Annotated in this window: 13 protein-coding genes; all 13 read left to right on the top strand. The window is 72.7% G+C overall.

What is annotated here, in order from left to right; translation table 11 throughout:
• Window positions 1–231 precede the first annotated feature (231 nt).
• Window positions 232–2697, top strand: a complete 2466-nt coding sequence (locus tag ACFW6P_RS29475) for an FkbM family methyltransferase (RefSeq protein WP_386425410.1) — start codon at window positions 232–234, stop codon at window positions 2695–2697.
• A gap of 25 nt (window positions 2698–2722) precedes the next feature.
• Window positions 2723–3574 (top strand): 3-hydroxyacyl-CoA dehydrogenase family protein, encoded by an 852-nt coding sequence (locus ACFW6P_RS29470; protein WP_386425407.1) that lies wholly within the window; start codon window positions 2723–2725, stop codon window positions 3572–3574.
• Between the two features lie 54 nt (window positions 3575–3628).
• Entirely contained in the window at window positions 3629–3910 is a 282-nt protein-coding gene (locus ACFW6P_RS29465) for an acyl carrier protein (protein WP_386359386.1), read from the top strand.
• A 23-nt stretch (window positions 3911–3933) separates the two neighbouring features.
• A complete protein-coding gene (locus ACFW6P_RS29460) occupies window positions 3934–5085 on the top strand; it encodes an acyl-CoA dehydrogenase family protein (protein WP_386359385.1) in 1152 nt (383 codons plus the stop codon).
• The gene (locus ACFW6P_RS29455) at window positions 5082–6128 is read left to right on the top strand and encodes an HAD-IIIC family phosphatase (protein ID WP_386359384.1); all 1047 of its coding nucleotides are present in this window, start codon (window positions 5082–5084) and stop codon (window positions 6126–6128) included. Before ACFW6P_RS29460 ends, ACFW6P_RS29455 begins: the two co-directional genes overlap by 4 nt.
• Window positions 6129–6190: 62 nt before the next feature.
• Window positions 6191–16483 carry an amino acid adenylation domain-containing protein gene (locus ACFW6P_RS29450; protein ID WP_386425404.1) on the top strand — a complete coding sequence of 3431 codons (10293 nt, stop codon included), beginning with the start codon at window positions 6191–6193 and terminating at the stop codon, window positions 16481–16483.
• Entirely contained in the window at window positions 16476–17366 is an 891-nt protein-coding gene (locus ACFW6P_RS29445; protein WP_386359382.1) for an alpha/beta fold hydrolase, read from the top strand. Before ACFW6P_RS29450 ends, ACFW6P_RS29445 begins: the two co-directional genes overlap by 8 nt.
• A 6-nt stretch (window positions 17367–17372) precedes the next feature.
• Window positions 17373–18668 (top strand): cytochrome P450, encoded by a 1296-nt coding sequence (locus ACFW6P_RS29440; protein ID WP_386359381.1) that lies wholly within the window; start codon window positions 17373–17375, stop codon window positions 18666–18668.
• A gap of 1 nt (window position 18669) precedes the next feature.
• Window positions 18670–19182 (top strand): hypothetical protein, encoded by a 513-nt coding sequence (locus ACFW6P_RS29435; RefSeq protein ID WP_386359380.1) that lies wholly within the window; start codon window positions 18670–18672, stop codon window positions 19180–19182.
• A complete protein-coding gene (locus tag ACFW6P_RS29430) occupies window positions 19179–19715 on the top strand; it encodes a DinB family protein (RefSeq protein ID WP_386425401.1) in 537 nt (178 codons plus the stop codon). Before ACFW6P_RS29435 ends, ACFW6P_RS29430 begins: the two co-directional genes overlap by 4 nt.
• 99 nt (window positions 19716–19814) lie before the next feature.
• Complete coding sequence (locus ACFW6P_RS29425) at window positions 19815–21005, top strand: macrolide family glycosyltransferase (protein WP_386359378.1); 1191 nt, start codon at window positions 19815–19817, stop codon at window positions 21003–21005.
• 209 nt (window positions 21006–21214) lie between these two features.
• On the top strand, window positions 21215–22897 hold the full coding sequence (locus tag ACFW6P_RS29420; RefSeq protein WP_386359377.1) for a glycoside hydrolase family 1 protein: 1683 nt from the start codon (window positions 21215–21217) through the stop codon (window positions 22895–22897).
• A 265-nt stretch (window positions 22898–23162) separates the two neighbouring features.
• Window positions 23163–24933, top strand: a 1771-nt coding sequence (locus tag ACFW6P_RS29415; protein WP_386425398.1) for a beta-ketoacyl synthase N-terminal-like domain-containing protein, incomplete at its 3' end; no start/stop codon positions are given.

The raw sequence follows: 24933 nt of genomic DNA, 5'->3' as shown, positions 1-24933 counted from the left end.
TGCGCGGGCACGCGGCGGTGGACCGGGAGTCGTACGTCCCGCGCTCCCGGACGGGGGGCCCCGCCCCCGGCCCGGCGGGGCCCCCCCCCGCCGCGGGTGCCCCCCCCCGCCCCGCCCCCGCTCTCGGGGGGCCCCCGACAGTTGGCTGACGACGGACACCTCGAAAGGGGCACGGGGCAGCGGTTGTGGGCGCTCGGCCCTTTCCGGACGGCCGACACCTCAAGGAGAGGCATGAGCCCCAAGATCACCACAGCTGGGACCGATGACGAGGCGGCGCTGCGGCCGTCCGAGCCGGTGTCGTGGCACCTGGCCCTGCTCACCGGCTCCGGCGGAACGACTCCCGACGCCGGCCTCGCCGGCCTCAGGGCCCACTTCGCCCGGACGGCCGCCGTGGAGGACGTGCCCGTGCGCATCCGCACGGTGGGCAGCGCCGAGGGCGGACACCGGAGCGCCTTCCTCACCGGCGAGGGCGTCACCACGGAGATCGGCGCGCAGAAGGCCACCGGCACCAAGCCGGTCGCCTTCATGTTCCCCGGTCTCGGCGACCACTACGTGGACATGGGCCGTGACCTGTACCGCGACTTCCCCGTCTTCCGCGAGGCCGTCGACGCCTGCGCCGAGACACTCACCGGCGAGCTGGGCCTGGACATCCGCGAGGTCGTTTTCCCCGCCGCCGAGCAGACCGCCCCGGCTGCCGCGCCCGCCTTCGACCTGCGCCGCATGCTGGGCCGGGACACCGGCCCGCGCAGCGAGAGCGAGCGCCGGCTGAACGCCACCCGGCTGGCGCAGCCGGCGCTGTTCGTCGTCGAGTACGCGCTGGCCCGGCTGTGGCAGTCGTGGGGCGCCCGCCCCTCGCTGATGATCGGCTACAGCCTCGGCGAGTACGTCGCCGCCACCCTCGCCGGTGTGCTCAGCCTCCCGGACGCGCTGACGCTCGTGGCCCGGCGGGCCGCGCTCATCGACGCGCTGCCCGCGGGCGCCATGCTCGCCGTGATGCTGCCCGAGCGGGAGCTCCTCCCGCTGCTCGGCGAGAACCTGTCGCTGTCGGCCGTCAACGGCCCGGAGTTCTGCGTCGCGGCCGGTCCCGTCGCCGCCGTCGAGGCACTGGAGACCTCCCTGCGCGAGCGCGGTGCGGTGTGCCGCCGGGTGCAGACCACGCACGCCTTCCACTCCTCGATGATGGAGCCCGTCGCCGAGCAGGTGACGGAGCTGGCGCGGAGCCTCACCCTCAAGCCGCCGAGCATCCCCTACCTCTCCAACGTCACCGGTGAGCCGATCACCGACGAGCAGGCCACCGACCCCGCGTACTGGGCCCGCCACCTGGTCAGCCCGGTGCGGTTCGCCGCCGGGCTGCGGCACCTGTCCGCCACCCCGCTGCTGCTGGAGGCCGGCCCCGGCCAGACCCTGAGCAGCATGGCCACCGTGGTCCGCGGCAGCGACGCCGGCACGATCGTCGCGTCCATGCGCCACCCGCTGGAGCGCCAGTCCGACTCCGCCGTCGCGCTGAAGGCGCTGGGCCGGCTGTGGCTGGCGGGCGCGGACATCGACTGGGCCGGTTTCCCCGCCGACGAGCTGGACATCGTCGCCGACGGCGCCGCCACCGTCGTCCGCGAGGCCGCCGACCCCACGGAGGCCCCGAGCGCCGTGGAGCTGGAGCTGGCCGGTCTGTGGGCGAGGATCCTGAAGAACGAGCAGCTCCCGCATGACGTCAGCTTCTTCGAGGTCGGCGGCAACTCGCTGCTGGCCACCCGGCTCTCCCTGCGCATCAAGCGCGCGTTCGGCGTGGAACTGACCCTGCGTCAGATCTACGAGTGGTCCACCATCGCCCGGATGGCCGCCGCCGTGCAGAGGCTCCAGGCGGGCGAGCAGCCCGACGCCCAGGGCTCCTCGCACACCGGCACCTCGCTGGCCCGCTTCCAGCTGCCCAACGGGCTGACGGTGTGGCATCAGAACGAGGCCGAGACCCGGCACTTCTACGAGGACATCTTCGACCACCGCACCTACGCCAAGAACGGCGTCACCCTGCCCGACGGCGCCACCGTCGTCGACGTCGGAGGCAACATCGGCCTGTTCACCCTGTTCTCGCACTACGAGGCGAAGGACGTCCGGGTCTTCACCTTCGAGCCGGCCCCGCCCATGTTCGAGCTGCTCAGCCGGAACGTCGCCGAACACGGCGTGAACGCCACCCTGTTCAACATCGGCGTCTCCGACAGCGAGTCGCAGGCGACCTTCACCTTCTACCCGCGCAGCTCCGGCATGTCCTCCTTCCACCCCGACGAGGCGGAGGAGAAGCACAACCTGCGCACGATCATCGCCAACCAGCAGAGGACCGACGCGGACGCGGAGGTGGCCGAGCTGGTCGCCGACGAGGAGCTGCTCGACGTCCGCTTCGAGGCGATCGAGTTCACCGCCACACTGCGCCCGCTCTCGGCGGTGATCCGCGAGCAGGGCATCGAGCGCATCGACCTCGTCAAGATCGATGTGCAGAAGAGCGAGCGCCAGGTCATCGAAGGCATCGCCGACGAGGACTGGCCCAGGATCCAGCAGATGGTGCTGGAGGTGCACGACGCGGACGGCGAGGTCGCCCGCCTCGTGGACCTGCTCCGAGGCCACGGCTTCACCGTCCGGGCCGAGCAGGACGAGATGTACGTCGGCACGGACATCCACAACATCTACGCCGTTCGCGGCCCACGCTGACGCAACGTAAACGGAGTCGAAGGACATGGAATTCACGACCGTAGGAGTCGTCGGCGCGGGCGTCATGGGCGTCGGCGTCGCACAGAACCTCGCCCAGACCGGGCACCGGGTGGTCCTCGTCGACGTCTTTGACGACGTCCTCGACGGCGCCCGCCGGGAGCTGCGCACCGGTCTGCGCGCCTACGCCCTGTTCAACAAGGGCGCGGGCGTCGACATCGCGGGGGTCTTCGACCGTATCGAGTTCACCACGGACTACGAACTGCTCGCCGAGGCCGACCTCGTCGTCGAGAACGTCACGGAGGACTGGGCGGTCAAGAAGGAGGTGTACGAGCGGATCGACCGCATCGTGCGCCCCGAGGCGGTGTTCGCCGTGAACACCTCCGCTCTCTCCATCACCCGGGTCGCCTCGGTCACCTCCCGGCCCGAGCGGGTCGTGGGCATGCACTTCATGAACCCGGTGCCGATGAAGCCGATGGTCGAGGTGATCCGCGGCTACCACACCACGCCCGAGACGATCGACACCGCCCGCCGCTTCCTCGCGGAGCTGGGCAAGGAGTGCATCGTCGTCGAGGACGTGCCGGGCTTCGTGTCCAACCGGGTGCTGATGCTCACCATCAACGAGGCCGCGTTCCTCGTGCAGGACGGGGTCGCCCCGGCGGCCGACGTCGACCGCATCTTCCGGACCTGCTTCGACCACCGCATGGGTCCGCTGGAGACAGCCGACCTGATCGGCCTGGACACGATCCTGAAGTCGGTCGAGGTGCTGTACGAGAGCTTCAACGACGACAAGTACCGGCCGGCCCCGCTGCTGAAGAAGATGGTCGCCGCCGGCCTGCTCGGGCGAAAGAGCGGCGAGGGCTTCCACACGTACCGCTGACGCCCGCTCCCCCCACCCACCACCGCCACGACGACAGGACGGATGACGACGACCATGAGCACCGACAACACGGCCGGCCGGACCAGCGGGGACAACAGGGCCAGGATCGCCGACTACCTCTCGCGCTTCTTCCCGGTCCAGGACCTCACGGACGACGACGACATCTTCGAACTCGGCTTCGTCAGCTCGATGTTCGCGATGCAGCTGGTGTCCTTCGTGGAGCACGAGTTCGGCATCACGGTCGAGAACGAGGACCTGGAGCTGGAGCACTTCCGCTCCGTCAGCGCGCTCGACGCGTTCGTCACCCGCAAGCTGTCCGTCCCCGTCCCGCAGTAGACGAGAGCGGACGGCCGACGACGATGACCGGAGCGCTCACCGAGCGGCAGGAGCAGGCCCGCAAGGAGTTCGGGGCCTTCGCCGACCGCCGCATCGCACCCCACGCCGACGCCTGGCACCGTGCCCAGCGCACCCCGCCGGAGGTGATCCGGCTGCTCGCCGAAGAGGGCCTGCTCGGCATCCATGTGCCGCGGGAGTTCGGCGGGGGCGGCTGCGACGCGGTCACCCTGGGGCTGCTCGCCGGTGAACTGGGCCGCGCCTGCTCCTCGGTGCGCAGCCTGCTCACCGTGCACTCGATGGTGGCGCACACCGTCGCCCGCTGGGGAGGCCGCGAGCTGAAGCGGAACTGGCTGCCCCGGCTGGCGAGCGGTGAGCGCGTCGCGGCGCTCGCCGTGTCCGAGCCGGGCGCGGGCAGCGACGCGGCCGGTGTCAGCACCCGCATCGACCGGGACGGCGACGACTTCGTGGTGACCGGTCACAAGAAGTGGATCACCTACGGGGAGAGCGCCGACGTCTTCCTCCTGGTGGGCCGCTCCGCCGAGGGCCCCACGGCCCTGCTGGTGGAGCGGGACACCCCGGGCCTGTCCACCGAGCTCATCGAGGACATGATCGGCATCCGTGCCTCGATGACCGCCCATGTCCGCCTCGACGGCTGCCGGGTCCCCGGCGGTCATCTGCTCGCCCGGCCGGGCCTCGGTGTCTCCCACGTGGTGGGCGCCGCCCTGGACCTGGGCCGCTACACCGTCGGCTGGGGCTGCGTCGGCATCCTCGACGCGGCCCTGGAGGCCGCCGTGGACTACGCGTCCCGGCGCGAGCAGTTCGGATCCCTCATCAGGGAGCACCAGCTGGTGCGCCGGCTGATCAGCGACATGTACACGAACGCCCGCGCGGCCCGGCTGTTGTGCCTGGAGGCCGGGCGGCTGCGCGACGCGCGCGACCCGGGCGCGCTGGCCGCCACGTCCACCGCGAAGTACTTCGCGGCGGCCGCCGCCGGGCGGGCCGCCGCCGACGCCGTGCAGCTCCACGGGGCCAACGGCTGCAGCTCCGACTACCCCGCCCAGCGCCTGCTCGGCGACTCCCGCGTGATGGAGATCATCGAGGGCAGCGCGCAGCTCCACCAAGTGGGCCTTGCCGAGTACGCGTTCCAGGAACGCGCACCGAGGAGTGAGCGATGACCGCCACCGTCAACCCCGTCAAGACCGTCAAGTGCGTCGTCTGGGACCTGGACGACACCGTGTGGGACGGCGTGCTGCTGGAGGACGGCGACGTCACCCTGCGGCCGGAGGTCGTCGAGGTGATCCGCACCCTCGACGAGCGCGGCATCCTGCACTCCGTCGCCAGCCGCAACGACCACGACGCGGCCATGGCGAAGCTCGAGGAGTTCGGCATCGCCGAGTACTTCCTGTACCCGCAGATCAACTGGGGCAGCAAGTCGGAGTCGGTGAAGGCCGTCGCCGAGGCGATCAACATCGGCGTCGACACCCTGGCCTTCGTCGACGACCAGCCCTTCGAGCGGGACGAGGTGGGCTTCGCACACGCCGACGTGCTGTGCGTCGACGCCGCCGACGCCGCCGGCATCCCCGGCCTGCCGCGGATGCGGCCGAGGTTCGTCACCGCCGACTCGCGCGAGCGCCGCCACCTGTACCGGGCCGACGCCGAGCGCAAGCGGGCGGAGGTGGACCACCACGGCACCGACGAGGAGTTCCTCGCCTCCCTGGGCATGCGCTTCACCATCGCCCCCGCCCGGGAGCGCGACCTCCAGCGCGCGGAGGAACTCACCGTGCGCACCAACCAGCTCAACGCCACCGGCTACACCTACTCCTACGAGGAACTGGACGCCTTCCGCCGCTCGCCCGACCACGACCTGCTGGTCGCGGGCCTGGAGGACCGCTACGGCACCTACGGCAGGATCGGCCTGTCCCTCGTGGAGCGCGCCAGCGACGTGTGGACCGTGAAGCTGCTGCTGATGTCGTGCCGTGTCATGGCGCGCGGGGTCGGCTCCGTGCTGCTCGGCCATCTCATCCGCAGCGCCCACGAGGCCGGCGTCGCCCTGCGCGCGGAGTTCGTGCCCACGAACCGCAACCGGACCATGTACGTCACCTACAAGTTCTCCGGGTTCCGCGAGGCGGGGCAGTCCGGCGGCGTGAGCGTGCTGGAGCACGACGGCGCCCGGCTGCCGGAGTTCCCGCCCTACATGGACGTGACGGTCGAGCGCTGAGCCTCCTCCCGCACCCCTGATCACGGCACCGCGACGCACTGCGGAAGAGACGGAAGGCAGAGATGAACGCTCAGGCCAACGAGGAGCGACTGCGGCGCGCCATGGCCGCGGTGCTGCAGCTTCAGCAGCGCAACGCGGAACTGGAGAACCAGCGCCACGAGCCGGTGGCCATCGTGGCGATGGCCTGCCGTCTGCCGGGGGGAGTGACCACCCCCCAGGCGTTCTGGGACCTGCTGGCCGAGGGCAGGGACGCGGTCGGGCCGCTGCCCGACCGCTGGGACGCCTTCGACCTGTACGACCCCGACCCCGCCGCGCTCGGCAAGAGCTACGCCCGTGAGGGCGGGTTCATCGACGGCATCGACCGCTTCGACGCGGAGTTCTTCGGCATCGCACCGCGCGAGGCGCAGGCGATGGAGCCGCAGCAGCGGCTCGTGCTGGAGACGGCCTGGGAGGCGCTGGAGCGGGCGGGGCTGCGCGAGGACCAGTTCAAGGGCAGTCGCACCGGTGTCTACATCGGTGCGATGCGCCCCGACTACGAGACCATCCGCACCGACCTGGAACTGCTCGACGGCTACCAGGGCACGGGCGTGTCCGTCAGCGTCATCTCCGGCCGGATCTCCTACGCGCTCGGCCTGCAGGGGCCCGCGGTGACCGTGGACACGGCGTGCTCGTCCTCGCTGCTGGCCCTCCACCTGGCGGCCACCGCCCTGCGCAACCGCGAGTGCGACGCCGCGCTGGCCGGCGGCGTCACGGTGATGAGCTCGCCGGGCATGTTCGTGGAGTCCAGCCGGCTCGGGGCGATGTCCCCCGACGGGCGGTGCAAGAGCTTCTCGGCCGGCGCCGACGGCGGCGGCTGGTCCGAGGGCGCCGGTGTGCTGCTGCTCAAACGGCTCTCGGACGCCCAGCGCGACGGCGACCGGGTGCTCGCCGTGATCCGCGGTTCCGCCGTCAACCAGGACGGCCGCAGCCAGGGCCTGACGGCCCCCAACGGGCCGGCGCAGCAGCGGGTCATCCAGGAGGCACTGGCCGCGAGCCGGCTGACCCCCGCCGACATCGACGCCGTCGAGGCCCACGGCACGGGCACCCCGCTGGGCGACCCGATCGAGGCCGGCGCCCTCGCGGAGGTCTTCGGGCCGGGCCGCGCCCCGGACACCCCCGTCCACCTCGGCTCGTCCAAGTCGAACATCGGGCACACCCAGGCGGCCGCCGGTGTCGTCGGCGTGATCAAGATGGTGCTGGCACTCCAGCACGAGCGCCTGCCGCGCACGATCCACGCCGAGCGGCCCAGCACGCACATCGCCTGGGAGGGCAGCGGACTCCGGCTCCTGCAGCAGGAGCGCCCCTGGCCGCGCGGCGAACGCCCGCGCCGTGCCGGTGTGTCGGCGTTCGGCATCAGCGGCACCAACGCACACGTGGTCCTGGAGGAGGCACCGCGGCCCGAGGAGGCCGCCGTGAGCGGGCGGCCCGCCGCGGGCGAGCGGCCCGACCGGCTGCCGCTGGTGCTCTCCGGTCACGACGAACGGGCGCTGGCCGCCCAGGCCGAGCAGTGGGCGGCGTGGCTGGAGGAGGCCGACGGCGTCCCGTTCGCCGACGTGGTCCGCACCGCGGCCCTGCACCGCACGCACCTTCAGGCGCGCGCCGGCGTCCCGGCCTCGGACAGAAAGGAGGCCGTGGCGGCGCTGCGGGCGCTCGCCGACGGCCTGCCGCACCCCGACACCGTGGTGGGCACGGCCCACGAGCGCGGCAAGGCGGTGTTCGTCTTCCCCGGCCAGGGCAGCCAGTGGATCGGCATGGGCCGCGACCTGATCGCCGAGTCGGAGGTGTTCCGGGAGGCGGTGCGCAGGTGCGACGCGGCCCTGAGGCCGTGGACCGGATGGTCCGTGGCGGACCTGCTGAGCGAGACGCCGGACGCCGACCTGCCGCCGTTCGACCGCATCGACGTCCTCCAGCCCGCCCTGTTCACCATGATGATCGGCCTGGCCGCACTGTGGCGGTCCCTCGGGGTGGAGCCGTCCGCCGTGGTCGGCTTCAGCCAGGGCGAGGTGCCCGCGGCCGTGGTCGCGGGCGCGCTGTCCCTGGAGGACGGCGCCCGGCTGACGGCGCTGCGCTCCCAGGGGCAGCTGCGGGAGTGCAGCGGCCGCGGCGCGATGGCACTGGTCGAGATGGCGCCGGCCGAGGTCGAGGAGCGGATCGCGCCGTACGGCGGTGCGCTGTCCGTCGCCGTCGTCAACAGCGCCACGTCCGTGGTCGTCTCCGGTGACGTCGAAGCGGTCGAGTCCTTCCTGGACGGGCTGTCCGGCACGGATGTCTTCAGCCGGCGCATCCAGTCCGACACCGCCGGCCACAGCTCGCACGTGGACCCGGTCCTGCCCTGGCTCGCCGAACAGCTGAGCGGGCTGAAGCCGGACGCGCCGGCCGTGCCGTTCTACTCCACGGTGACCGGCACCCGCGTGCGGGGCGCCGGACTCGACGCCTCCTACTGGTGCCGCAACGTCCGCGACACCGTCCGTATGGACCTGGCCCTCGGCGAACTGGTGGCGGACGGCCACGACGTGTTCGTCGAGATCAGCCCCCACCCGGTCCTCGGCATGACCCTGACCGAGGCCGCCGCCGGCGTCGCGGGCGCCGTCGTCGGCAGCCTGCACCGCGACCACGGCGGACTCTCCCCGCTGCTGCGCTCCCTGGCCGCCCTGCACGTCCAGGGCCACGCCGTGGACTGGCACCGGGTCCTGGACGGCGGTTCGGCCGCGGACCCGGCGCAGGCACCGACGTACCCGTTCCAGCGCAAGCGCTACTGGGCCGATGTGCCACTGCCCGCCGGGGCGCCGGCCGGCTCCGCGGCGGCGCGGCGGACGCGGGACGAGGACACCGGCGTGCGGGGTCTCGCCGGGCTGCGCGCCCGGCTGGCCGCGATGCCGGACGAGGAGCGCGCGGACGCGCTCGTCGACCTCGTCCGCCGTGAGGCCGCGACCGTGCTGCGCGCGGCCGAGCCCGTGCCCGCGGACAAGAAGCTCCAGGAGGTCGGGCTCGACTCGATCATGGGCCTCCAGCTGCGCAACCGCCTGTGCGAACTGTCGGGCGCCACCTTCCCCGCCAACCTCGCCTTCACCTATCCGACCGCGCGGGCCCTCGCCGGGCACCTGCTGCCGCACCTGCTCGCGGCGGCGGACGACGACCCGGCGATGCCGCCGCTCGAAAGCGTTCCGGCCCGCGACGTGCACCCGGCCACCGAGGGCCAGCGGCGCCTGTGGTTCCTGGAGCGGATGAACCCCGGCTCCGCCCAGTACAAGGTGGCGATGCGGATCCGGACGGCCAGGCCGCTGGACCGCACCGTACTGACCCGCTCGCTCACCTGGATCACCGCCCGGCACGAGGCGCTGCGCACCGGCCTGGACGTGCGCGACGGCGAACTCGTCCAGGTCGTGCACACCGGCGTCCCCGTCGACGTCGCGTTCGAGGATCTGCGGGACCGGGGCGCCGACGCCGTCGAGGCGCGCATCCGGCACGAGGAGCTGGAGCCGTTCGACCTGAGCGGCACGTCGCTGTTCCGCTGCCGGGTGCTGGACGTCGCCGACGACGAACAGGTGGTGTGCTTCAGCGTCCACCACGCCGTCACCGACGGCTGGTCGCTGTCCCTGTTCCTGATGGAACTGTTCCACGCCTGCCAGGAGTTCGAGGCCGGGAGGGAACCCGAGCCGGGCCCCGCCCAGTTCCACCTCGGCGACTTCGCCGCATGGGAGCGGCGCAGCCTGGCCGAGGGCCGCTTCGAGGAAGCCCTCGGTCATCTCGCCGCCGAGCTCGACGGGGTGGAGCGGCTGGAGTTCCCGCCCGGACCGGACAGCGTCGCACCGGAGGACCAGGGCGGCGACACCCTCTACTTCACCGTCCCGGCCGGCCTCAGGAGCGAGCTGGAGGCGCTCGCCGCCCGTACCTCGGTCACCCCCTACACGGTGCTGGTGAGCACGTTCGCCACGCTGCTGGCCCGCTTCACCGACCAGTACGACTTCGCGGTGGGCACCGTCTGGTCCAACCGGCAGCTGCCGGGCCTGACGGGAACCTTCGGCTTCCTCGCCAACACCCTGCCGCTGCGCTGCGACCTGACGGGCGACCCGACCTTCGAGGAACTGCTGGCCTCGATGGCGCCCAGGGTCCGGGGCGTCTTCGAGCACCAGTACGTCCCCCTGACCGAGCTGGTCCGCAGGGCCGGCGGGCAGCGGACCGGCGAGGAGAACCCGCTGTTCCGTGCCGTCTTCAACTACGGTGGCGCAGCGATGCCCACCGTGGGCGACGGCGACACGGCGTGGAACCTGCCCGCCACCGGCAGCCTCGCGGGCAACGTCCGGGGCGCCTCCAAGTTCGAGCTCGGCGTCACCCTCATCCCCTGCGGGGAGGAACTGCGCGGCGAGTTCGAGTACCAGGCGCACGTGCTGAGCCGCCCCGCGGCGCAGCGCATGCTGGACTGCTTCCGCACCCTGCTGGAGTCGGTCGTGCGGGAGCCGGAGCGTGCGCTGAGCCGCATGGAGCTGCTCGGCCCCGACGAGCTCGACTGGCTCGTCGCACGCGGCGGCCTGGTCAGCCCGCACAGCTCCGGCCGGCTGACGGCGCTGGAGCTGGTCTGGGAACAGGCGCGCCGGACCCCCGACGCGGTGGCGCTGGTCTCGGACGGGGCCGAGCTGACGTACCGGGAGACGGCCTGGCGGGCCGCCGCCCTGGCCGAGCGGCTGCGCGCGGCCGGTGTCGGCCCCGAGACCCCGGTGGGCGTGCACCTGCCGCGCTCCGCGGAGCTGGTGGTGTCCGCGCTCGCCATCTGGCTGGCCGGAGGCGCCTATCTGCCCGTCGACCCCGGCTATCCGCAGGCCCGGGTGGCCTACGTCGTCGAGGACAGCGGCCTGGACGTGGTCATCACCCGTTCCACGACGGCCGACGACCTGACCGGCACGGGCGCCCGGCTGGTGTTCGCCGACGAGCTGGGCGCCACCGCCGTGCCCGCCGGCGACGCGCTGCCCGAGACGACCCCGCCGGCCCTGGGGGACCTGGCCTACGTCATCTACACCTCGGGCTCCACCGGCAGGCCCAAGGGCGTCCTGATCGAGCACGGCCAGTTCGTCAACTTCTGTCACGCCGTCGACGAGCGCATCGGCGGCGGCACCGGCGACACCTGGCTCGCCGTCACCAGCCCCTCCTTCGACATCTCCACCGTCGAACTGCTGTGGACGCTGACCCGCGGCTACCGCGTGGTGATCGCCCAGGGCAGCGTCGGCGAGTGGCCCGCCTACCGCTCCTACGCTCCGACGCACCTGCAGTGCACGCCGTCGCTCGCCCGGCTGCTCCTCGCGGACTCCGCGGGCCGTGCCCTGCTGGGCGGCCTGGACCGGATGATCGTCGGAGGGGAGGCACTGGACCGGGGGCTCGCCGCCAAGCTGATGCGCACCGTCCGCGGCGGACTGACGAACATCTACGGCCCGTCGGAGACGACCGTCTGGTCCACCACCTGGGACGCCGAGGCGGGAGAGGTCTCCCTCGGCGACGCCGTCCGCAACACCGGCCTGTACATCCTCGACCGGCACGGGGCCCGGGTGCCCCGGGGCAGCCGCGGCGAGCTCCACATCGGCGGTCTCGGCGTCACGCGCGGCTACCTGAACCGCCCGGAGCTGACCGCGGAGCGGTTCGTCGCCGACCCCTTCGCCGGCACGGACGACGCCCGCATGTACGCCACCGGCGACATCGTCCGCTACCGCGAGGACGGCAGCCTGGAGTACTGCGGCCGCAGCGACGCCCAGATCAAGCTGCACGGCCACCGCATCGAGCTCGGCGAGGTGGAGGCGGTGGCCGGTGAGCACCCGGCGGTCGCCGAGTGCGCGGCGGTGGTCCGCGAGGACGAGGGCAGCGACCCGCGGCTGTGCCTGTACTGGATGCCCGCCGAGGGCGAGCGCGAGAGCGACGACGCCCTGCTGCGGTACTTCCTGGACCGCGTCCCGTCGTACATGGTGCCCTCCCGGCTGGTGCGCATGGAGGAGCTGCCGCACACGCCCAACCGGAAGGTGGACCGCCAGGCCATCCTGGCGCTGCCCGCCCCGGCGCCCGCCCCGGCCCCCGCGGCCGTCGTGGCCGCGGCCGCCGGCGACGAGTCGCTGGAGGACCTGGTCTGCCGCTCCTGGGCGCAGGTGCTCAACCTGACCCGGGTGGACCTCGACCGAGGCTTCTTCGACCTCGGCGCCAGCTCCATGACGGCGCTCGAGGCGCACCGCACGATCTGCGAGGGACTGGGGCGGGAGTTCCCCCTCTCGGCGCTCTTCCGCTATCCGACCGTCCGGCAGCTGGCGGGCTTCCTGCGCGGCGTCTCACCCGCCCCGCGGACGCGCCGCCCCGCGGCCGCCCGCCGGCCGGCCGCCGATGACGCGGTCGCCATCGTCGGGTTCGCCTGCCGCCTGCCCGGCGCCGCCGACGCCGACACCTTCTGGGACAACCTCAAGGACGGCGTCGAGTCGATCCGGCGGTTCACCCCGCAGGAGCTGCGGGAGGCGGGAGTCGCGGAGGACGTCCTGCGGGACCCGGCGTACGTGCCGGCCAAGGGGTTCGTCGAGGACGCCGACCTGTTCGACGCGGAGTTCTTCGACTGCTCGCCCGCAGAGGCCGACACCATGGACCCGCAGCACCGCCTGTTCCTCGAGTGCGCCTGGCAGGCGCTGGAGCACGCGGGGCAGGTGCCCGAGCGGTTCGACGGCGCCATCGGCGTGTTCGCGGGCGCCGGGCAGAGCGGCTACCTCCACAGCGAGGACGCCGCCGACCTGTCCGAGTTCTACCGCACGATGGTCGGCACGAAGAACGACTTCCTGGCGACCAGGGTCGCCCACAAGCTGAACCTGCGCGGGCCCGCGCTCACCGTCCAGACGGCCTGCTCGACCAGCCTGGTCGCCACGCATCTGGCCCGCGAGAGCCTGCTGCGCGGAGAGTCGGACATCGCCCTGGCGGGAGGTGCCTCCCTCAGCTACCCGCTGCGGCAGGGCTACTTCCACCAGGAGGGCCTGGTGTTCTCGCCCGACGGCACGTGCCGGGCGTTCGACGCGGACGGGGCGGGCACCGTACTGGGCAACGGCGTCGGCGTCGTCGTCCTGCGCCGCCTGTCCGACGCCCTGGCGGCGGGCGACACCGTCTACGCGGTGATCCGCGGCAGCGCCATCAACAACGACGGCTCCGACAAGGTCGGTTTCACCGCCCCCAGCGTCGAGGGCCAGGCGCGCGCCATCGCCGCCGCCCACGCCGACGCCGACGTCACGGCCGACACCATCGGCTACGTCGAGGCCCACGGCACGGGGACCAGGCTCGGCGATCCGATCGAGGTGCAGGCCCTCCAGCAGGTTCTCGCCACCGCCGTACGGTCCGAGCCGTGCGCGCTGGGCTCGGTGAAGACGAACATCGGCCACACGGACAGCGCGGCGGGCGTCGCGGGCCTGATCAAGGCGGCCCTCTCGCTGCACCACCGGCAGCTCGTGCCGAGCCTGAACTTCGACAAGCCGAACCCCGAGATGGAGCTCGACCCCGAGCTGCTCTACGTCAACACGGAACTGAAGCACTGGGAACCGGGAGCCGGCCCGCGCCGCGCGGGCGTCAGCGCCTTCGGCCTCGGCGGCACCAACGCGCACGTGGTGCTGGAGGAGGCACCCGTGGCGCGGGACGGCGGCGAGCCCGCGGCCGACGAGGCGCCTGCGGTGCCCGTGGTGGTCTCGGGCCGCGACGAGGCGGCGCTGCGGGAGCAGGCGGGCCGCTGGGCGTCGTGGCTGGCCGGCCGCCCGGAGGTGCGGCCGGCGCAGGTGGCGGTCACCGCGGCACGTCACCGTACGCACTTCGCCTCGCGGGCGAGCGTGACCGCCGCCGACCGGGCCGCTCTGGTGCGGGCGCTGGAGGCGCTGGCCGAGGGCCGCACCCACGACGCGGTGGTCACCGGGACCGCCGAGCGGCGCACGAAGGTCGCGTTCGTCTACCCCGGCGGCGGCTCCCAGTGGGCCGGCATGGGCCGGGAACTGCTGTCCACCAGCACCGTCTTCCGAGAGGCGGTCGAGGCGTGCGACACCGCGCTCAGGCCGTTCACCGGCTGGTCGGTACAGGAGGTGCTGGCCGGCCGGGGCGGGGACCTGCCGCCTCTGGACCGGACGGAGGTGTCCCAGCCCGCGGTGTTCGCCATGGCCATCGGCCTGACCGCCGTGTGGCGCTCGCTCGGTGTGGAACCCGCCGCCGTCGTCGGCCACTCGCAGGGCGAGATCGCGGCCGCGGTGATCAGCGGTGCCCTCACGCTGGAGCAGGGCGCCGAGATCGTGGCCGTCCGCTCCCGGACCGTGCGCGAGCACGCCGGCGAGGGCGGCATGGCGCTGATCGGGCGCCCGGTGGCCGAGGTGGAGGAGTTCCTCGCCCCCTACGGGCGGACGCTGTCGGTCGGAGCGGTCAACACCGCGCGCTCCACGGTCGTCTCGGGGCAGACGGAGGCGATCGACCGGATCGTCGCCGAGCTCGGGGCGCGGAACGTGTACGCCCGCAAGATCAAGGTGGACTACGCCGGACACAGCGCGCAGGTGGATCCGGTGCTGCCGGTGCTGGCCGAGCGGCTCGCGGGCCTGACCCCGCGCCGGGCCGGCACCGCCCTCTACTCGACGGTGACCGGGGAGGCCGTGACCGGCTCCGAGCTGGACGGTACCTACTGGTGCCGGAACCTGCGGGAGCCGGTCCGCTTCGACCGGGCGCTGAACCGGCTGCTGGACGACGGTCACACCGTGTTCGTGGAGATCTCCCCGCATCCGCTGCTGTCCCTGCCGCTCGCCGACGGATGCGCCGAGCGCGGTGGCGTCGTCGTCGGATCGCTGGCCCGCGAACGCGGCGGCATGAGCCAGGTGCTGCGCGGACTGGGCGAGCTGCACGTCCAGGGCCACGAGCTGGACTGGGACCGGGTCCTCGGGGCCCTCGGGCTCCTCGGCACGCCGGAGGGCGCCCCCTGCCCGGTGCCGCTGCCGACGTACGCCTTCCAGCGCCGCCGTCACTGGCGGCAGGCGCCGCGGGCGCGGACCGCGCAGGCCCGTGCGGGCCAGGCGCTGTGGGAGGCGGTGAACGCCGGTGGCGCCGCCGAGGTCGCGAAACTGCTGGACGCGCCCGGGCACCTCGAGGACAGCGTCGCGCAGATCGTCCCGCTGCTCGAGCAGTGGCTGCGCAAGCAGGGGCGGCGGCAGGGGCCCGCGGCCGAGCGCACACCGGTCCCTGCTTCCGGCGGGCACCACGGTCTGACGGGCCGGCTGGCCGCGCTGAGCGAGCACGAACGGCTGCCCGCGGTCCTCGACCTGGTCGTGGGCGAGGCGGCGGGCATCCTGGGCCTGCGGGGCGGTTCTCTCGCCGTCAGCCGGCCGCTGTTCCAGCTCGGCATGGACTCCCTGGCGGCACTCGGCCTGCGCGGCCGGATCGCGCAGCTGACCGGGGTCACCGTGCCCGTGCAGATCGTCCTCGGCGACGAGGGCTGCCTGGGCGTGGCCGGTCACCTCCTGCGGGAACTGGACGGCGTCACGGCAGGGGCGCCCGCCGGCCGCGCGCCCCGCTGGCTGCGGACCCTGAAGCCGTCGGCCGAGCCCCGGGGCCGGATCGTCTGCATCGCCGGCGGCGGCGGCACCACCGCCGGACACGTTCCGCTCATCCGGCACCTTCCCGACGACGTGGAACTGCTGGCCGTGCAGATGCCGGGCCGGGAGGGCCGCGTGGACGAGGCCCCCGCGACGGTGATGCGTGACGTCGTCGCCGGGACGGCCGAGGAACTGGTGGACCGCCCGCGGGTGGCCACCGTCGTCTACGGACACAGCCAGGGCTCCTGGACGGCCTGGGAACTGACCCGGGTCCTGTCCGGCCTGCCGGACGCCCCGCCGCTGACCTTCGTACCGGCGTGCGCGCTGCCGCCGTTCGCCGAGGTGCCGCCGGAGATGCGCCGCATGGAGGAGCTGGCCGCGTCGCTCGACCAGGCGTCCGTGGAGGACCTGGCGGACGTCTTCCGGGGAATCCTGCCGGACGAGGTGCTGAGGAGCCCCGAGCTGCTCTCCTCGTACCGCACCGCCCTGGTCCACGACGCGGTTCTGTCGACCAACCACCGGGACGGCCTCGTCGGCGACGACCGGCCCCCGCTCGACGTCCCCGTGGTCGCCGTCGCGGCGAAGGACGACCCGGTCCTTCCCGACGGGACCATGCGGGGCTGGCACAACCTGACACGCGGCGCGTTCGTGCTCCGCGTCATCGACGGAAGTCACGCAGCACCGATCGAGAACTCCGAAGCGATGGCCGCAGAGCTCCTGGCGGCGATCCGAAAGGACAGGGGAGAAGAGAATGCCTGAAGTCATCCGCGAGGACGGCGCACGGATCCACTACGAGGTGCACGGGGACGGCTTCCCGGTGCTGCTGCTGGCCCCCGGCCATGTGAGCAGCGCAACCGGCACCTGGAACGACAACTTCTACGACCCGGTGCGTGCACTGTCGCAGCACTTCAAGGTGATCGCGATGGACCAGCGGCACGCCGGACGCAGTGCCGCCCCGGCCGTTCCGTTCTCCTACGAGCAGACCGCGGGCGACCAGCTGGCCGTGCTCGACGCGGTCGGAGCCGGGCAGGCCCACGTCGTGGCCGCCGAGTTCGGCTGTGTGCACGCCTGGCGGCTGGCGCACGACGCGCCGGAGCGGGTGCGGTCGATCGTGGCGCAGGAGCCGGCCGGCCGGGACGCGGACCACTCGCTGGGCGACTTCTTCGGGCTCTTCGACGCGACGATGAGGCTGGTGCGGGCCGCCGGGTTCGACGACCCGGAGACCGAGGGCCTCGGCGCGGTCTTCGAGGCCGCGGCCCGCGACGGTGTCTTCGCCCGCAACCTCCAGGCCGGCCCGTTCGCGGCGCGGCTGCACGACGACGAGGAATTCCGCAAGGAGATGCTCGCCTTCCGGCGCGAGAAGTACATCACCCTGCTGGTGCGCTTCCGGGACGCGATGTTCCCCGACGACCGGGCCCACTTCTCCGTGCCGGACCAGTGGATCGCCACCCTCCCCGCCCCGCTGCTGGTGCTCGCGGGAGACCGCGTGCGCCAGCCCCGCGCGCTGGCCGAGCGGATCGCCGCCGAGGCGCCGCGGGCCACCGTGCTCGCTCCGGGCTTCGACGCGCCCGACCGGCGCGACGGGACGGTGGCGTCGATCGTCGAGTTCCTGCTCAAGAACACCCCGAGCCGAAAGAGGTAAGTGCCCATGCAACCGCTCGCAGAGATCGACATCACCAGTGAGCACCTGTACGACGACAAGGGCTACCCGTGGCAGGAGTGGGACCGGCTCCGGCAGGAGTCTCCCGTCCACTGGTACCACCGCCCCGGTTACGAGCCGTTCTGGGCGCTGACCAGGCACGAGGACATCTCCTGGGTCGCGCGCAACCCGGAGCTGTTCTCCTGCCGCGAGCGCACCGCCGTCGAGACCCCGGACGAGATCGACCCGTGGGAGATGGAGCGGGAGCGCCGCGGCCAGGTCTACGGCCACGTCGCGGACTACCCCGCCGGTCTGGGCTTCATGGACGCGCCGCTGCACCGGCAGGTCCGGCAGGCGATGTACCCGTGCTTCACGCCGAAGGCGACCGCGGCGATGGAGGAGCGCTTCTTCGAGCTGTCCACCTCCTATGTCACCGACTTCCTGAAGAAGCTGGACGAGGAGGGCACCGCCGACGTCGCCCACGACCTCGCCGGCCGGCTGCCGCTCGCCGCCATCTTCGAACTCCTCGGGGTGCCGAACGAGGACTGGGACCACCTCTTCCGCGTCCACCAGGACACCGCGGCGGCCTTCCACAAGGGCTACAAGCAGGAGGAGGGCGAGGAGGCCATGGCCCGCTTCATGCGCGCCATGGTGGAGCTGGACCAGTACATGTCCGCGCTGGCCAGGAAGCGCATGGAGGAGGGCGGCGCCAACGGTACGGACGTGCTCAGCCGGCTCGCCCGCGCCTCCGTCCTGGGCAACCCCCTGGAGTTCCACGACATGTCGTACCAGCTCTTCAACCTGGTGCAGGCCGGCAACGGCACCACCCGCAACGCCATCACCGGCGGCCTGAAGGCCCTGCTGGAGAACCCCGGCCAGCTGCAGCTGCTGATCGACGACCCCTCCCTGCTCGACGGGGCCGTGGAGGAGATCCTGCGGTGGACGTCGGTCGCCGTGGTCATGGCCCGCACCGCCCGGCAGGACACCGAGATCCGCGGACAGCGCATCCGCAAGGGCGAGACGGTGGCGATGTTCTTCCCGGCCGCCAACCGCGACCCCGAGGTCTTCCCCGACCCCTACCGCTTCGACATCACCCGCAAGCCCAACCGTCACATCGCCTTCGGCGGCAACGGCGAGCACCGCTGCATCGGCGCCGCCCTGGCGAGGACCGAGCTGCGCGCCATGGTCCGGGCCCTGCTTCCGGTCCTGCCGACCCTGGAGCTGCACGGCGAGTCGAAGATGCTCGTGCTGCGCCTGCTCATCTCCGAGTTCGTGCAGCTGCCGGTGCGTCGGAAGGCGGCCTGAGATGACCGTGGAGACCGGCGTCGACCCGGCGGCCCGCCCCGTGCCGGCCACCGTCGAGGAGTTCGCCGCCTGCGACGAGGCGGACCTGGAGATCGTCGTCCCCTGGACCGGGCCGGCCATCGACCCCGCCACGGGCGCCCTGAAGGGGCCCCTTCCGCCCACCTATGTGGTGGCCACGTCCGGAGGCTGGCCCAGGCCCGGCGCGATCGAGGTGGCCACCGACCTCAACCGGGTGCTCCTGGAGGAACTGTGGCGTTGCGAAGGCCTGCTCGCCGCGACGTTCGCCATCTCCGAGAAGTGCTGGATGAGTTCGCGTGCGCTCGCGGTGTGGACGGACGAGGAGTCGCTGCAGGCGTTCCTGACGTCCGAGGGCCACATGAACGCGGTGCGCAAGACGAAGAACCTGGCCTATGCCTGGGAGGGCACGCGCTGGGTGAGCAGCTCGCCCGTCCTGCCCACCTTCGACGAGGTACGGGCCAGGCTCGCCGAACAGAGAGAGAGGAAGAGGACATGACGATCGCCCCCGCGGAGCCCGGCACGGACGCCCTCGGCGCCCACCTGCTGCAGGAATTCGACCTGGCCTACGAGATGATCCTGCAACTCATCGACGGATTCGACGAGGAAAGCGCCCGCACGGCGCCGCCCGGACATATGCCCGCCCTGTGGTTCCTCGGCCACCTGATGTGTTCCAAGGACTATGTGTCGGGTCTCTATCAGGAAGGCGGAATAGCCCTTTCTCTGGAATTCTACGAAAAGTGGGCGGGCGACTGCGATCAGGTCGACTGGGAGAACGCCCCGTCACTGGCGGAGATGCTCGGCCTGTACAAGCGGATCCACCGGCGACTGCGTGAACTGGTCGGCACGCTCAGCGCCGAGGATCTGCACCGCGAGACTCCCGTCGAGATTCGAGCCCCGCTTGACGATTACTGGAAGACCCGTCTCGCCAAGCTCGGGTCCGCGCTGTCGCTGGTGCAGATGCACGACGCCTACCACGGCGGCCAGCTGGGAAGTCTGCGGGGAGCCCTGGGGATGACGGTCCCGTTCTGAACCGTCGCGCTCGAGGACGCGGAGCGCCGGCACGGCGTCGCTGGTACAGTGCCGGATCGCCGTGAGCGCAATTTCTGCGAGCCCGAAGAAGGTGTTGTCATGACCTCCCACGTCGCATTCTTTAATTTCCCTGCATTTGGGCATCTGAACCCGACATTGGGGGTCGTGGCGGAACTCGTGCGGCGCGGCCACCGGGTCTCGTGCACGACCACGGACCGGTTCGCCCCGGCCATCGAGGCAGTGGGTGCGGAACCGGTCCGTTACACCTCGGTCTTCGGGGAGTACTACACCAACCCGTTCACCCCCGAGGCGATCTCGGGCGAGGGGCTGCGCACGCTGGAGGAGGCGACATCGCTGGCCGCCCAGGTCGAGGGCTTCTACGGCGAGAACCGCCCCGACGTGATCCTCCACGACTTCATGGCGTGGGGGGCCCGCTTCTACGCCGCACAGCACGACATCCCCCTGGTGCGGCTCTTCCCGTCGTACGGGTTCAACGAGCACTTCTCCATCCAGGCCAAGTTCCCCATGGCCGAGATGACCGACCCCAAGGTCATGGAGATGATCGCCAAGCTGGAGGGGATGCTGCCGGAGCTCGGGTTCCCCGGGAAGACGGCCATGGAGTTCCTCATGGAGCCGGCCGGCCTCGGCATCATCTTCCTGCCGAGGGACTTCCACTACGACGGGGACACCTTCGACGAGCGCTTCGTCTTCGCGGGCCCCTGCCTGGGCGACCGGTCGGCGTTCCAGGGGACGTGGCGGCCGGAGTCCGAGGACCGCCCGGTGCTCTACCTGTCCCTCGGCACCGCCGCCACCGGCTGGCCGGAGTTCTTCCACACCGGCGTGGAGGCGTTCGGCGACAGTCACTGGCAGGTGCTGCTGTCGGTGGGCGACACCCTCGACCCGGCGGAACTGGGCACGCTGCCGCGGAACTTCGACGTGCGCCGCAGCTTCCCGCAGCTCGACGTGCTGAAGCGCGCCTCGCTGTTCGTCACCCACGGCGGCATGAACAGCGTCATGGAGTCCCTCTACAACGGCGTGCCGATGATCGTCATCCCGCAGATGAGCGAGCAGCGCGCCAACGGCATGCGGGTGGACGAGCTCGGCTTCGGCCGGCTGCTGCCGCGTGAGGACTTCACGGCCGAGTCGCTGCGCAAGAGCGTCGAGGACGTCGCCGCGGACCAGGCGGTCGCCGAGCGCACCAAGGACATGGGCCGGCGCATGCGCGAGGTCGACGGCCCGGCCCTCGCCGCGGACGCCGTGGAGGAGTACCTGGCCCGCCGCACCGCCTGAGCTCCAGCGGACCTCGAGCGGACCCGGGGAGAGTGACGGGACAGCATCTCGCGTGCTTCGCCCGCCGCCGACCCGACCAGGGTGCGTGTTCGCAGCGGCCGTGTCGCCACTCGCGGGCTGACACGGCCGCTGTCGCATGCGCCCGGTCGGGTCGGGCAGAACCGGCGGCAGCCCCCGACGACAACCGTCTCCGCAACGAGGAAGACACCGTGAAACGACTGATAGGCACGACCGTGGCGGCGGCTGCCGCGCTGGCTGTCGCCCTCACACCCATGGGAGCGCAGGGCTCGCCCGCACCGGAGGACGGCGCAGCGGGCCGCGGGCGCATCACCTTCCCGGCCATCGGTTCGCTCTCGCAGCCCTCGGGCAAGGGAAGCTTCCGCTTCGGGGTGTCGAGCTCGGCCACGCAGATCGAGGACCGGAACACGAACAACGACTGGTACCTGTGGACCAAGCCGGCCCCCGAGGGCCTGGGCAAGAGCCCGTTCGTGGGCGACGGCGTCGGCGGTTACACGCGGGCGGTCGAGGACGTGGACCTGGTCGACGACCTGAACGTCGACTCCTACCGCTTCAGCATCGAGTGGTCCAGGGTCGAACCCGAACGGGACAAGATCGACGAGGCGGCCCTCGACCACTACGGCAAGCAGCTCGACGCACTCGCGGCCAAGGGCATCCGCCCCATGGTGACGCTGCATCACTTCGCCAACCCGGTGTGGGTCGACGACCCGCGCGACGTCGCCTGTGCGCACGGCCCGAGCGACACCAACCTGTGCGGGCTGGACCACCCGCAGGGCGGCAGGCTCGTCGTGTCCGAGATGGCCGAGTTCGCCGAGCTGCTCGCCCGGCGGTTCGGCGACCGCGTCGACGAGTGGGTGACGGTCAACGAGCCGATGGTCTACATGACCTTCGCCCACGCGTTCGGCGCCGGTCCGCCCGGCAAGGCCAACCTGAACCCGGCCAACCTGCCCAGGTTCACCGCGGCGCAGCGCGGCTACCTCCAGGCGCACGTGGCGATGTACCGGGCCGTGAAGAAGTACGACCGGGTCGACGCCGACCGGGACGGCGCCGCGTCGAGCGTGGGCCTGACGGTGGGCGCCCAGGAGTACGTGCCCATCCGCGACGGCAAGCTGAGCGACGACCGCCGCGACATCGAGGCCCGCGACCGCTACCGCCAGTACCTCGACTTCGGGTTCGTCGACGCCTTGCGGGACGGCACGTTCGACAGCGACCTGGACGGCAGGCCCGACGAACGCCACCCCGACTGGAAGGGCACCCTCGACTGGCTGGGCCCGCAGCTCTACGCCCGTATCGGCGTCTCCGCCGAGGGCGGCACCGGCACCGGCCAGACGTACCCGGTGATCGGTGTCGACCTGTGCACCACCGCCCCGTGCCTTCCCTACCGCGACCCGTCGTACTTCGTGCCCGCCATGGGCTACGAGGGCGCCCTGCAGGGCATGACGGGAGTGCTGAAGGAGTACGCCAAGCGCTACCCCGGCATTCCGCTGCTGGTGAGCGAGTCCGGTATCGCCACCGAGAACCCCGCGCGCCGCACCGAGCACCTCGTGCGCACGCTGGAACAGATCGCCGCGGCCCGCGCCGCCGGGGCCGACGTGCGCGGCTACTACCACTGGAGCCTGCTCGACAACTTCGAGTGGCTCTCGGGCTACGCGGCCCGCTTCGGCCTGTACGAGGTCGACCGCACGACCATGGAGCGCACCCCCACCCAGTCCGTGAGCGTCTACTCGGCCGTCGCCGGCTCCCGCACCCTGACGCCGCAGCAGCGCAAGGCGTACGGCGGCACCGGCCCGCTGAGCCCCGAGCAGGGCAGCGGCACACCGAGCACCGCCCCCGCTCCCGCCCCCACCGGCCGGGAGCCCCGGGGACGGCGGTGAACCCCGCCCCGGCCGGCTGACACCACGCGCGGGCGCACCCCGGAGAGCTTCACCGCCGGGGTGCGTCCGCGGCCGACACCGGCCGGCCGGGGACCGCCGCCAGAGAACCGTGCCGCTCCGCCGCCGGGTCCGCACGGATGGATCCCGTCTCGACCCGGGCTCGAGAAGGCCTGCCGAGGCTGGGACAGGCGCCGTGCAGCACCCGCGCCCCCAGCCCGCCTCGGGCACCGGTCGTTCGCTTCCCACGAGCTTCGAGGATGAGCAGATGAGCTATGCCCAGGTGAACAGCGGCGCCGGCCGGGACACGACCTCCGCCGAGGACGTCACCGCCTTCCTGCGGACATCGGTCGCGGCCCTGCTGGACGTCACGCCCGAGTCCGTCGACACCGGCCGGCCCCTGCGCGACCTCGGGCTGGACTCGATGCGGATCGTGTCCCTCGTCGCCGCCCTCTCGCAGCACCTGGACCGGCCCGTACCCGGCTGGGTGGTGTGGCAGTACCCGACGATCACCGCCCTCGCCGCCCATCTGGCCGGCACCGCCCCCCTCCCCGCCGCCCCCGCGGCCCCGGTCCGCGCCGAGGACGGCGAACCGATCGCCGTCGTCGGCCTCGGCTGCCGGCTGCCCGGCGGCGTCGACACTCCCGAACAGCTCTGGCAGGCCCTCACCGACGGCCTGGACGCGGTCCGCGAGGTGCCCGCCGACCGCTGGAACGTCCACGAGTGGCTGGACCCCGACCCCCGCGCGCCCGGCAGGATGAACACCCGCTGGGGCGGCTTCCTCGACGACGTCTCCCGCTTCGACGCCGAACTGTTCCGCATCTCCCCGGCCGAGGCCCGGCACATGGACCCCCAGCAGCGCATGGCGCTCGAGGTCGCCTGGGCCGCCCTGGAGGACGCCCGGATCGTGCCCGGCTCCCTGTCCGGCAGCCGCACCGGTGTGTTCCTCGGCGCGATGGCCCAGGAGTACCACCTGGCCACCGGCGCCGACCCCGAGGCCATCGGCACCCACTCCGCCGTCGGCTGGGACAACTCCGTCATCCCCGCCCGCATCGCCTACACCCTCGGCCTCCAGGGCCCGGTGATGGCCGTCGCCACCGCGTGCAGCTCCTCCCTCACCGCCACCCACCTCGCCGTGCAGAGCCTGCGCCGCGGCGAGAGCGACCTCGCCCTCGCCGGCGGCGTCAACGTGATGCTGCACCCGCACACCACCGTCGCCATGACCAAGTTCGGCGGCATGAACCCCGACGGCCAGTGCCGCGCCTTCGACGCGGGCGCCGCCGGATACGTGCGCGGCGAGGGCGCCGGCGTCGTCGTCCTGCGCCGCCTGTCCGACGCCCTCGCCGCCGGCGACCGCGTCTACGCCGTCATCCGCGGCACCGCCGTCAACAACGACGGCGCCTCCAACGGCCTGACCGCCCCCAATCCGCAGGCCCAGGCCGACGTCGTACGCGCCGCCTGGCAGGACGCCGGAGTGCAACCCCGCGACGTCTCCTACGTCGAGGCGCACGGCACCGGCACCCTCCTCGGCGACCCCGTCGAGGCGGAGGCACTCGGCACCGTCTTCGCCGAAGGCCGCACCGAGAACCTGCGCCTGGGCTCCGCCAAGACCAACTTCGGGCACCTGGAGCCCGCCGCCGGAGTCGTCGGCCTGCTCAAGACCGCCCTCGCCCTGCACCACGGCGAACTCCCCGCCAGCCTCCACTTCGACGAACCGAACCCGCACATCGACTTCGAGCGCAACCGCCTGAGCGTGGTCGCCGAGCACCAGCCCTGGCCCGCCGCCCCCCGCCGCTACGCCGGCGTCAGCGGCTTCGGCTTCGGTGGCACCAACGCCCACGTCGCCCTGGAGGAGGCCCCCGACCGGCGCCGTACCCTGCGGCCCCTCACCGCCGACGGCGAACAGGCCCTCCAGGACAGCGTCACCGCCCTCACCGGCGGCACCACCGCGTCCGGCGGCGCCCCCGCGTCCGGCGGCGCCCCCGCGTCCGGCGGCGCCCCCGCGTCCGGCGGCGCCCCCGCGTCCGGCGGCGCCCCCG

Origin of the sequence: Streptomyces sp. NPDC058741, from assembly GCF_042746715.1 — a bacterium.
Taxonomy (GTDB): Bacteria; Actinomycetota; Actinomycetes; order Streptomycetales; family Streptomycetaceae; genus Streptomyces.
The sequence above is the reverse complement of the archived record's forward strand: the minus strand, read 5'-3'. Positions and strand labels throughout refer to the sequence as shown.

What these genes read in the sequence shown, in the direction of transcription:
- ACFW6P_RS29475 (WP_386425410.1), top strand. Translation starts at nt 232, where the DNA reads ATGAGCCCCAAGATCACCACAGCTGGGACCGATGACGAGGCGGCGCTG.
- ACFW6P_RS29470 (WP_386425407.1), top strand. Translation starts at nt 2,723, where the DNA reads ATGGAATTCACGACCGTAGGAGTCGTCGGCGCGGGCGTCATGGGCGTC.
- ACFW6P_RS29465 (WP_386359386.1), top strand. Translation starts at nt 3,629, where the DNA reads ATGAGCACCGACAACACGGCCGGCCGGACCAGCGGGGACAACAGGGCC.
- ACFW6P_RS29460 (WP_386359385.1), top strand. Translation starts at nt 3,934, where the DNA reads ATGACCGGAGCGCTCACCGAGCGGCAGGAGCAGGCCCGCAAGGAGTTC.
- ACFW6P_RS29455 (WP_386359384.1), top strand. Translation starts at nt 5,082, where the DNA reads ATGACCGCCACCGTCAACCCCGTCAAGACCGTCAAGTGCGTCGTCTGG.
- ACFW6P_RS29450 (WP_386425404.1), top strand. Translation starts at nt 6,191, where the DNA reads ATGAACGCTCAGGCCAACGAGGAGCGACTGCGGCGCGCCATGGCCGCG.
- ACFW6P_RS29445 (WP_386359382.1), top strand. Translation starts at nt 16,476, where the DNA reads ATGCCTGAAGTCATCCGCGAGGACGGCGCACGGATCCACTACGAGGTG.
- ACFW6P_RS29440 (WP_386359381.1), top strand. Translation starts at nt 17,373, where the DNA reads ATGCAACCGCTCGCAGAGATCGACATCACCAGTGAGCACCTGTACGAC.
- ACFW6P_RS29435 (WP_386359380.1), top strand. Translation starts at nt 18,670, where the DNA reads ATGACCGTGGAGACCGGCGTCGACCCGGCGGCCCGCCCCGTGCCGGCC.
- ACFW6P_RS29430 (WP_386425401.1), top strand. Translation starts at nt 19,179, where the DNA reads ATGACGATCGCCCCCGCGGAGCCCGGCACGGACGCCCTCGGCGCCCAC.
- ACFW6P_RS29425 (WP_386359378.1), top strand. Translation starts at nt 19,815, where the DNA reads ATGACCTCCCACGTCGCATTCTTTAATTTCCCTGCATTTGGGCATCTG.